The organism is Tistrella bauzanensis (assembly GCF_014636235.1).
Lineage (GTDB): Bacteria > Pseudomonadota > Alphaproteobacteria > Tistrellales > Tistrellaceae > Tistrella > Tistrella bauzanensis.
On sequence record NZ_BMDZ01000115.1, the window covers coordinates 1 to 9347 of the forward strand.

The window sequence follows — 9347 nt, forward strand, 5'->3', positions numbered from 1 at the left end:
ATCAGGCGCCGGCCGCAGGCTCAAGGGCGGATCTCACTGCGATCGCGACACATTCCGAAGACCCATTCTGCAACAGGCTCCTGGGCGTCCGACATTTGCCACGACCTGTGATCGCGGCTGATGGCCCCGGCCGCTTTATGTCTCATCCGTCACCACCCGCCGCCTGCAGCACCCAGTCGCGGAACGTCTCGACCGCCGGCTGGCCTGCCTTGGCATCGGGAATGACGATCCAATACGACTGATCCGACACCACCGCCCGGTCGAACAGCACCTCCAGCCGGCCCGATGCCAGTTCATCCTCGACCAGAACCCGTGGCAGCAGGGCGGCCCCCAGCCCCGATGCGGCGGCCTGGGCGATCATGGCGAACTGCTCGAACACCAGCCCGCGCACCGCCTCGGGCGCCTCGATGCCATGCATGGCGAACCAGGCCGGCCATGCGGCCGGCCGGGTCGATTGCTGCAACAGCGGCAGGCGGGCCAGATCGGCCATCGCCAGCCGCCCTTGTGTCAGCCCCGCCGCGTGGCTCGCCCGCCAGACCGGGCTTGCCACCGGCACGATCACCTCGCGCATCAGATGATGGGCGCGCGCCCCCGGCCAGTCGGGGCCGCCGAAATGGATCGCGGCGTCGAACGGCTCCGCCGCGAAGTCGAAGGGGGACAATCGGGTCGCGAAATTGATCGAGATGTCGGGATGCCGCGCGAAGAAATCGGGCAGGCGCGGCACCAGCCAGCGGGTCGCGAAGGTCGGCAGGGTGGCAAGGTTCAGGATCCGCCCGCGCCCGGCCAGCGCCATCACCCGGTGCGTCGCCTCGCCCAGCTCGCCCAGCGCCCGGCGGACATCGGCCAGATACAGCCGGCCGGCATCGGTCAGCATCACGCGCTGGCGCACCCGCACGAACAGCGCCAGCCCAAGCTGCGCTTCGATCTGCCGGATCTGGCGGCTGATCGCGCCCTGGGTCAGGTTCAGTTCGGCCGCGGCACGGGTGAAGCTTTCGTGCCGGGCCGCCGCCTCGAAAGCCAGCAGCGCGCCCAGTGACGGGATCAGGCCACGTTTCGACGGCAGGTCATTCCCAAAACTCATGATCCCCTCAGCTTTCATCGCTTCACCAATGGCCCGCAGCATCGCACACTCAGCCCGCGGTCGCATCCTGATCCCCGCCGGACGGGCCGGAAGCGGCAGTCCGATCCGCGTATCACGCCCCCCGGATGCGACCGCGACCACAGCGCCCAGACGTCCGGCCTTCAGACACACGCTTGCAGGAACGATGCCTCTCATGACCAATCGTCATGCCACCATCCTTCACCGCCTGATCGCGCCGGGTCTTGGCGCGAGCCGGGCCGATGCGCTGCTCGATACCATGGTGGTGCACCCCGCCCTGCTCGGCGCCACCGGCGACAAGGCATCGCGGGCGCTGGTGGCCCAGGCCCTGAACATGCTGCTGTTCGCCGATCTGCTCGACCGGGTGCCGGCGGCAGCCGCCTATGTCGCCTGCCGCATCGCCGCCGGCGGCACGGTGTTTCACGATCATGGCGCCGTGCGCACGGTGGCGATCGCCGGCCAGGGCGCCCTGCCCGGTGGCGAGGCCGCCATCCTGCGCATCCTGGAGCCACTGGGCTATGCCCGCGCCGGCCATTATCCGCTCGACCGTCTGAAGATGACCGGCCGGTCCTATGCCCAGAAGGATATGCCCGAAGACATCGCCCAGTTCTTCATCAGCGAACTGCACCCTGAACGCTTCGGTCCCGAGTTCGAGGCCGTGGTGCGCCGCGTCACCGGCACCGCCCGCGATCCACTGACCCCCGCCGCCGTCGATGCCCTGGCGCGGCTGGCCGCCGAAGGCACCCTGCCGGTGGCCGAGGCCGCGGCGATCCTGCCGGTTCTGGTCGGCTGCTTCGATCGCCAGCACGACATCCCCGCCCTTGCCGACTATGAGGCACTGAAGGCCGCATCGGCCGAAATGGCCTGGATCGCGACCGAGGGCAATGCCTTCAATCACGCCACCGACCGGGTGGCCGATGTCGATAGCCTGGCCGCGGCGGAGCGTGCCGCCGGCCGGCCGATCAAGGACAAGGTCGAGGTCTCGGGGTCGGGCCGGGTGCGCCAGACCGCCTATCGTGCCGCCGAGGTCGCGCGCGACTTCCGCCTGCCCGATGGCGGGGTGATCAGCCGCGTGGTGCCGGGCAGCTTCTATGAGTTCATCACCCGCGATCCGCTGCCCGATGCGGCGGCGGTGGAAGCCGGGCGACGGCTCGATCTGGGGTTCGACAGCAGCAATGCCCAGGGCATCTTCAAGATGACCACAGCCGCCTGATCACGACCGCCGGTGCCCGCCCCGCTGCCGGCAGGCCTGCGGGCGAGGGCCGGCACGTCAGACGTCAGAACCTAAGATCGCCATACAATCTATTGAAAAGACGGGATCATTGATTCCGGTGATGTCCTCCGTCCCGGCGATGATCAACTGACACTCGGACCGGCGGGTCGCGCGGCGTATGATCACGCCCAACCCGAAGTCTCCGCCGCCCATTCTCAAGGAACGCTCTCCATGACCCGCGACACGGCCATCCGGCCCACCCCCGCAGACGAGGCCCGCGCCGTTCTGAAGCGCCTGGGCGTTGCCGACGCGGCGCTGACCGCCGGCGACCGCATCGCCCGCTCGCCGCTCGATGGCGCCGAGATCGCCCGGCTTGCCGATACGTCGCCCGACGAGGCGCGCGCCGCCATCGGCCGCGCCACCGATGCCTTCGCCCGCTGGCGGCTGGTGCCGGCGCCGGAGCGCGGCCGGCTGGTCGCCCTGATCGGCGACGAATTGCGCGCCGCCAAAGAGGATCTGGGCCGGCTGGTGACGCTGGAAGCCGGTAAGGTGCCGGCCGAGGGGCTGGGCGAGGTTCAGGAGATGATCGACATCTGCGACTTCGCCGTCGGCCTGTCGCGTCAGCTCCACGGCCTGACCATCGCCACCGAGCGCACCGACCACCGGATGATGGAAACCTGGCACCCGCTGGGGCCGGTCGGCGTCATCACCGCGTTCAATTTCCCGGTCGCTGTCTGGTCGTGGAATGCGGCGCTGGCGCTGGTCTGCGGCAATCCGGTGATCTGGAAGCCGTCGGAAAAGACCCTGTTGACCGGGCTTGCGGTGACAGCCCTGTTCGAGCGCGCGGCCAAGCGCCACGGCAATGTTCCCGATGGCCTGGCCGCCCTGCTGATCGGCGGGCGCGACATCGGCGAGATCCTGGTCGACGACCCGCGGGTGCCGCTGGTCTCCGCCACCGGCTCCACCGCCATGGGCCGCATGGTCGGCCCCCGGCTCGCCGGCCGCTTCGCGCGCTCGATCCTGGAACTGGGCGGCAACAATGCCGCGATCCTTCAGCCCTCAGCCGATCTGGAACTGGCGCTGCGCGGCATCGCCTTCTCGGCGATGGGCACCGCCGGCCAGCGCTGCACCACGCTGCGGCGGTTGTTCATCCATGACAGCATCCATGACAGCTTCCTGCCCCGGCTGAAGGCGGCCTATGCCTCGGTGAAGGTCGGCGATCCGCGCGAAGCGGGTGTGCTGGTCGGCCCGCTGATCGACAGCGCCGCCGGCGATGCCATGGAACGCGCACTGGCCGCCGCCCGCGCCGCCGGTGGCACCGTTCATGGCGGGAACAAGGTCGAGGTGATGGGCCAGGGCGCCTATTACCGCCCGGCGCTGGTCGAGATGCCCCGGCAGACCGACATCGTCCGCCACGAGACCTTCGCGCCGATCCTCTATGTCATGCGCCATCATGATCTGGCTGAGGCGATCGCCGCCCAAAACGATGTGCCGCAAGGGCTTGCCTCATCGATCTTCACCAATGACATCAGGGATGCCGAACGCTTCCTGTCGGCATCCGGCTCGGATTGCGGCATCGCCAACGTCAATATCGGCCCGTCCGGCGCCGAGATCGGCGGCGCCTTCGGCGGCGAGAAGGAAACCGGCGGCGGCCGCGAGGCCGGCTCCGACGCCTGGAAGGCCTATATGCGCCGGGCCACCAACACGATCAATTACGGCAGCACCCTGCCGCTGGCCCAGGGCGTCACCTTCGACATCGGCTGACATACGGCACCACCCGCCCGTGCCCCCATGCCGTCCTGACCTGGCCGCCGGGCGATGGCGGGTGCCCTGATCCGGCACCCGCCGCCGTCCACCCGGCGGCGAAACCGGAGCCCCCGCTCATGACCACGCCCGACCTCACCGGCGGCCCTGCCGCCGCCGGATCGCACAGCCATGTCCACACACGGCCGGCACCGGGCTTCAGCCCCGCACGACGCCTCGCCGGCATCGGGGTCTCCGAGATCCTGGCCATCGGCGCCCGCGCGGCGGCTATGGGCGATGACGTGATCATTCTGGCCGCCGGCGAACCCGATCTGCCGACCCCCGCCCATATCCGCCAAGCCGCGGCCGAGGCGGTCGAGGCCGGCGCCACCCGCTATGCGCCGCTGACCGGCACCCCGGCGCTGAAAGCCGCGATCCGCGACAAACACCGCCGCGACAATGGCCTCGACTATGCGCCCGACGAGATCATCGTCTGCGCCGGCGCCAAACAGGTCATCCACAACGCCTTCATGGCCAGCCTCGATCCCGGCTGTGAGGTTATCATTCCGGCGCCATTCTGGACGTCGTATCTCGATCAGGTGACGCTGGCTGGCGGCCATGCGGTGACCCCCGCGACCACGGCCGGCAATGGCTGGAAACTCACCCCCGACACGCCGCCGCGATCACGCCGCGGACGCGCTGGCTGGTGCTGAATGCGCCGTCGAATCCGTCCGGCTCTATCTATTCAGACAGTGAACTCAAATCATTAGCATGTGTCCTTCATCTTCACCCGCATGTCTGGGTGCTGTCCGACGATATCTATGAGCATATCCTGTATGACGGCCGGCGCTTTGCCACCATGGCCGCCGCCGACCCGATGCTGGCCGGCCGCACCCTCACCGTCAACGGCGTCTCCAAGGCCTATGCGATGACCGGCTGGCGGATCGGCTGGGGGGCCGGGCCGCGCGGGCTGATCGCCGCGATGGCCGCGATCCAGAGCCAGAGCACCTCCGGCGCCGCCACCCCGTCGCAGGCGGCGGCCACAGCGGCGTTGACCGGTCCACAAGCCGTGCTGGCCGAGCATCTGGCGGTGTTCGCCCGCAGGCGCGATCTGGTGGTGACGGGCTTGAACGCCATCCCCGGTATCGCCTGCCCGCCGCCCGAGGGCGCATTCTATGCCTTTGCCGATATCAGCGGCCTGATCGGGCGCACCACACGCGATGGCACGACGCTTGCCACAGACGCGGATGTCGCGCGCTGGTTGCTGGACGGCGCGCGCGTGGCACTGGTGCCGGGCTCGGCATTTGGCCTGCCCGGCCATCTCCGGCTCTCCTTCGCCGCCGCCGACGACGTGCTCGCCGATGCCCTTGGCCGTATCGGCCGCCTGATCGGAGAAAATCTCGTGTCTGTATGACACGCACATGCGGGCATCGGTCGGCGATCCGTGTTTAACTGTGCGCGTTCCGCTCAGCTTAACTGTGCGCGTAGCCGCTCAGTTCATCAACTGTGCGCGTGCCGCTCAGGGAGACCAGACCATGACCAAAGCCTCCGATCTCGTCGTGCAATGCCTGGAAAGCGAGGGCGTCGAATACGTGTTCGGCGTACCGGGTGAAGAGAACCTCGATTTCCTCGACAGCCTGTCGCGATCGGACACCATACGCCTGATCCTGACCCGGCATGAACAGGCCGCCGGCTTCATGGCCGCCACCTATGGCCGCCACACCGGCAAGGCCGGCGTCTGCCTGTCGACCCTGGGCCCCGGCGCCACCAATCTGGTCACCGCCGCCGCCTATGCTCAACTCGGCGGCATGCCGATGATGCTGACCGGCCAGAAGCCGATCAAGAAATCGAAGCAGGGCCGGTTCCAGATCCTCGACGTCGTCGACATGATGGGCCCGATCACCAAATATACCCACCAGTTCGCCTCGGCCGACAACATCCCCTCGCGCATGCGTGAGGCGTTCCGGCTGGCCGAAGAGGAAAAGCCCGGCGCGGTTCATCTGGAACTGCCCGAGGATATCGCGCGCGAGATCACCGACAGCCAGCCGATCCCGGCCAGCCTGAAGCGCCGGCCGATCGCCGAGGCCAAATCGGTCAGTGCCGCTGTCCGGCGGATCGAGGCCGCCCGCGCGCCGATCCTGGTCATCGGCGCCGGCGCCAACCGCACCCAGACCAGCCGCATGCTGACCCGCTTCGTCGAAAAGACCGGCATTCCCTTTGTCACCAGCCAACTCGGCAAGGGCGTGGTTGATGAGCGCAGCCCCCATTTCGTCGGCTGTGCCGCGCTGTCCTCAGGCGATTTCGTCCACCGGGCCATCGAGGCCGCGGATGTCATCGTCAATATCGGCCATGACGTGATCGAGAAGCCGCCCTTCTTCATGAAGCCCGGCGGCACCGAGGTCATCCATGTCAACTTCCGCTCGGCCGAAGTCGACCCGGTCTATTTCCCGCAGATCGAGGTGGTGGGCGATATCGCCAACGCCATCTGGCAGATGGCCGAGGAGATCGTCCCCAATCCCGATTGGGACTTCTCGTTCATGCACACGGCCCGCGACGCCGGTGCCGCCAATATCGCCCGCGATGCCGGCGATGCCCGCTTTCCGATCTATCCGCAGCATCTGGTCGAGGTGGTGCGCGGGGTGATGCCGTCGGACGGGATCATCGCGCTCGACAATGGCGTCTACAAGTTGTGGTTCGCGCGCAATTACCGGGCGCATCAGCCGAACACCGTGCTGCTCGATAACGCGCTGGCCAGCATGGGCGCCGGGCTGCCCTCGGCCATGGCGTCGCGTCTGGTTTATCCTGAGGCCCGGATCATGGCGATCTGCGGCGATGGCGGCTTCATGATGAACAGCCAGGAGTTGGAAACCGCGGTCCGGTTGGGCATGCAACTGGTGGTGCTGATCCTGAACGACAATTCCTATGGCATGATCCGCTGGAAGCAGGCCGATATGGGCTTCAGGGATTTCGGTCTCAGCTATGGCAACCCGGATTTCGTCGCCTATGCCCAGGCCTATGGCGCCCATGGCCACCGGGTGACCGATGCGGCCGGCCTGCCCGATCTGCTGCGAACCTGCCTGGAGGCGCCGGGCGTTCATGTCATCGACTGCACGATCGATTATTCCGACAACGACCGCATCCTGAACCGCGAGTTGAAGACGCTCAGCGCCGCCATCTGACCCGCGCACGATATCGCCCCCCCCGGAACCCCGCCGCTGTGCCGCTTGCCGACCTTGCCGACAATCGCCTGATGCGCCGTCTCCACCGCCTTGTCGGTGCCGGCGGCCAGCATCTGGTGCCGCCACTGATGGCACTGGTCGCCAGCGTGCTGGTGGTGCGCAGCGGCGGCGCCGGCCAGGGCGGCGCCAGCCTGTGGGGCGACGTGGTCCGCCACATGCTGATCATCGGGCTGGCGGCAGCGGTGGTGAACTGGGGGGTCCGCGACTACCTGGTCCGCGCCATGGCCCACCACCCGGGCCAGCGGGTGCAGATCTGGCAACGCGATGTCGCCACCCGCAGCCTTCTTCTGCTGCCGCCAGCCATGGTCGCCATGTGGCTGGCCCTGGCCTTGACCGCCGAACCCGGCCAGCGCCTTGGCAGCGCCGATGCCGTCCTGTCGGGCATCTGGCTGATCACCATGGTCACCGCCGGCCATTTCGAAAGCCTCGGCGTGCATCAGGGCCGGTTCATGGGCGGCTTCAAGGCCGATCTGGTGGTCGGCGCCGTGGTGATCGTGGTCTTGCTGCTGGCGGCGGTGGCCGATGGCGGGCGCCATCTGTCGCCCGGCCGGCTGCTGTTGCTGTTCACCCTGGCCGACATGGCGCGCACCGGCTGGCGGTTCCGGGTGTTCCGCGACACGGTCGGCCGGCCGCCACAGACACGGCCCCCCGGCGGCGGCTGGCAGCAGATGATCGACCGCGACCATCTGCGGCGCACCTGGCCGTTCTGTCTGGTGGCGTTGACGGGGCTGCTGGCCAGCCGCGCCGACACCTATCTGGTCGGCCTCTATTTGCCCGCCGCTGATCTGGGCATCTATCAGGTCAATGCCAGCGTGTTTCAGGCCGTGCAGGTGATCAGCGCGCTGATGGCCATGACCGCCACGCGCAGCATCTATCGCCTGCAGGCGGCATCCGTCGCCCGCATGGCCCGCCGCCATCTGCTGATCGGGGCGGGGCTGATCGCGGTGGCCATTCCCGCCGCATGGGGGCTGCTGGCCGTGGGCATGGGATTTGCGGTGCCCCCGTTGCTGCCGGTTCTGGGCGGGTTTGCGGCCCTGCCCGGCTTCTATGTGCTGCCGGTACTGCTGCATGGCTATCGTCGCGGCTGGGAACGCCGGATCGCCTGGCTCAGCCTGGGCAGCACCGTGGTCATCGTGCTCGCCGGCATGGCCCTGATCCCGCGCATCGGCATGGTCGGTGCCCAGGCGGCAAGCCTTGCCGGATCGCTGGTCCAGGCGGCGATATGCATGACGGTCCTGCGCGGACGCAGGCCGGCGCGGTCATAGCACCCGCGAGCCTGCGGGGCGCCGTGCCACACCTTGCGAGCGCCGTGCCAGACAGTCGTCGAATATCGCGGCCGTCCTCTCCGCCGCCCGTTCCCACGAAAAGCGCGCGGCATTGGGAAGCCCGCGCGCAACCAGTGCTGCACGCGCCGCCGTGTCGCGATACAGGCCAAGAACCGCATCGGCCATGGCTGCGGCATTGCCCGGCTCAACGAAAATCGCCGCATCCCCGGCCACTTCGGGCAGCGCCCCGCGGCGGGTGGTGATCACCGGACAGCCGCTGGTCTGCGCTTCCAGGATCGGCAGCCCGAAGCCCTCATATTCCGACGGCATCACCAGACACAGCGCCCGGCGGTAATAGGCAGCCAGCACCGGCGTCGGAACCCCGTACAGGCAGACGATGCCGGTATTGCCCGCGGCCGTCAGCGTCTGCGCCAGCGCCCCGCGCGGATCCGTCCCCAGAATCACGGTCCGGATGCCCGCCCCGTGCCACAACGTCGCTGCGGCATCCACCACCATCCGGGGCGATTTATGCGGCAGCACGCTGGCAACCATCATCACGAACGGCTCGGCCACCGTGATCATGGCCCTGTCGATCGGATCATCATCGGGTGTCGCGACCGAAAAGCCGGGCCCGGCAGCCTCCGGCACCACATGCAGTCTGCCACCGACCGGCAGCTTGCAGGACCGGATATCATTGGCGGTGGCCTCAGAGTCGGACTCAAAACTAATACCCATTGATTTCAAGCCCTTGCGATGAACCGTGCGGTGCGTCGGATGGAGGCGATGAG

General features: G+C 68.3%; 6 protein-coding genes and 1 pseudogene. 5 read left to right on the forward strand and 2 right to left on the reverse strand.

Annotation, left to right across the window (positions count from 1 at the left end; genetic code table 11):
* Nucleotides 1-142: 142 nt before the first annotated feature.
* Nucleotides 143-1081 carry a transcriptional regulator GcvA gene (gene gcvA / locus IEW15_RS24255; protein ID WP_188582930.1) on the reverse strand — a complete coding sequence of 313 codons (939 nt, stop codon included), beginning with the start codon at nucleotides 1079-1081 and terminating at the stop codon, nucleotides 143-145.
* Between the two features lie 193 nt (nucleotides 1082-1274).
* On the opposite strand from gcvA, the gene IEW15_RS24260 reads away from it, so the two are divergent.
* The 5 genes and pseudogenes from IEW15_RS24260 (at nucleotide 1275) to IEW15_RS24280 (ending at nucleotide 8559) form a co-directional block, all read left to right on the forward strand.
* Nucleotides 1275-2312, forward strand: coding sequence for a DUF1338 domain-containing protein (locus IEW15_RS24260; protein WP_188582932.1), 1038 nt, complete (start codon nucleotides 1275-1277; stop codon nucleotides 2310-2312).
* 231 nt (nucleotides 2313-2543) lie between these two features.
* Complete coding sequence (amaB, locus tag IEW15_RS24265; protein ID WP_188582934.1) at nucleotides 2544-4076, forward strand: L-piperidine-6-carboxylate dehydrogenase; 1533 nt, start codon at nucleotides 2544-2546, stop codon at nucleotides 4074-4076.
* A gap of 119 nt (nucleotides 4077-4195) precedes the next feature.
* Nucleotides 4196-5469 (forward strand): annotated as a pseudogene (locus tag IEW15_RS26655) (pyridoxal phosphate-dependent aminotransferase).
* Between the two features lie 121 nt (nucleotides 5470-5590).
* Nucleotides 5591-7234, forward strand: a complete 1644-nt coding sequence (locus tag IEW15_RS24275) for an acetolactate synthase large subunit (RefSeq protein WP_188582936.1) — start codon at nucleotides 5591-5593, stop codon at nucleotides 7232-7234.
* A gap of 38 nt (nucleotides 7235-7272) precedes the next feature.
* Nucleotides 7273-8559: a lipopolysaccharide biosynthesis protein gene (locus IEW15_RS24280; RefSeq protein ID WP_188582938.1), complete on the forward strand. Its 1287-nt coding sequence runs from the start codon at nucleotides 7273-7275 to the stop codon at nucleotides 8557-8559.
* Here IEW15_RS24280 and IEW15_RS24285 read toward each other — a convergent pair.
* Nucleotides 8554-9347 (reverse strand): glycosyltransferase family 4 protein (locus IEW15_RS24285; protein WP_188582940.1); only part of this gene is annotated, 794 nt, incomplete at its 5' end. The genes IEW15_RS24280 and IEW15_RS24285 overlap by 6 nt on opposite strands.

Bases quoted from the DNA above. Each gene is read 5' to 3' on its own strand.
- IEW15_RS24260 (WP_188582932.1), top strand. From the start codon at position 1,275: ATGACCAATCGTCATGCCACCATCCTTCACCGCCTGATCGCGCCGGGT.
- IEW15_RS24275 (WP_188582936.1), top strand. From the start codon at position 5,591: ATGACCAAAGCCTCCGATCTCGTCGTGCAATGCCTGGAAAGCGAGGGC.
- amaB (WP_188582934.1), top strand. From the start codon at position 2,544: ATGACCCGCGACACGGCCATCCGGCCCACCCCCGCAGACGAGGCCCGC.
- gcvA (WP_188582930.1), bottom strand. From the start codon at position 1,081: ATGAGTTTTGGGAATGACCTGCCGTCGAAACGTGGCCTGATCCCGTCA.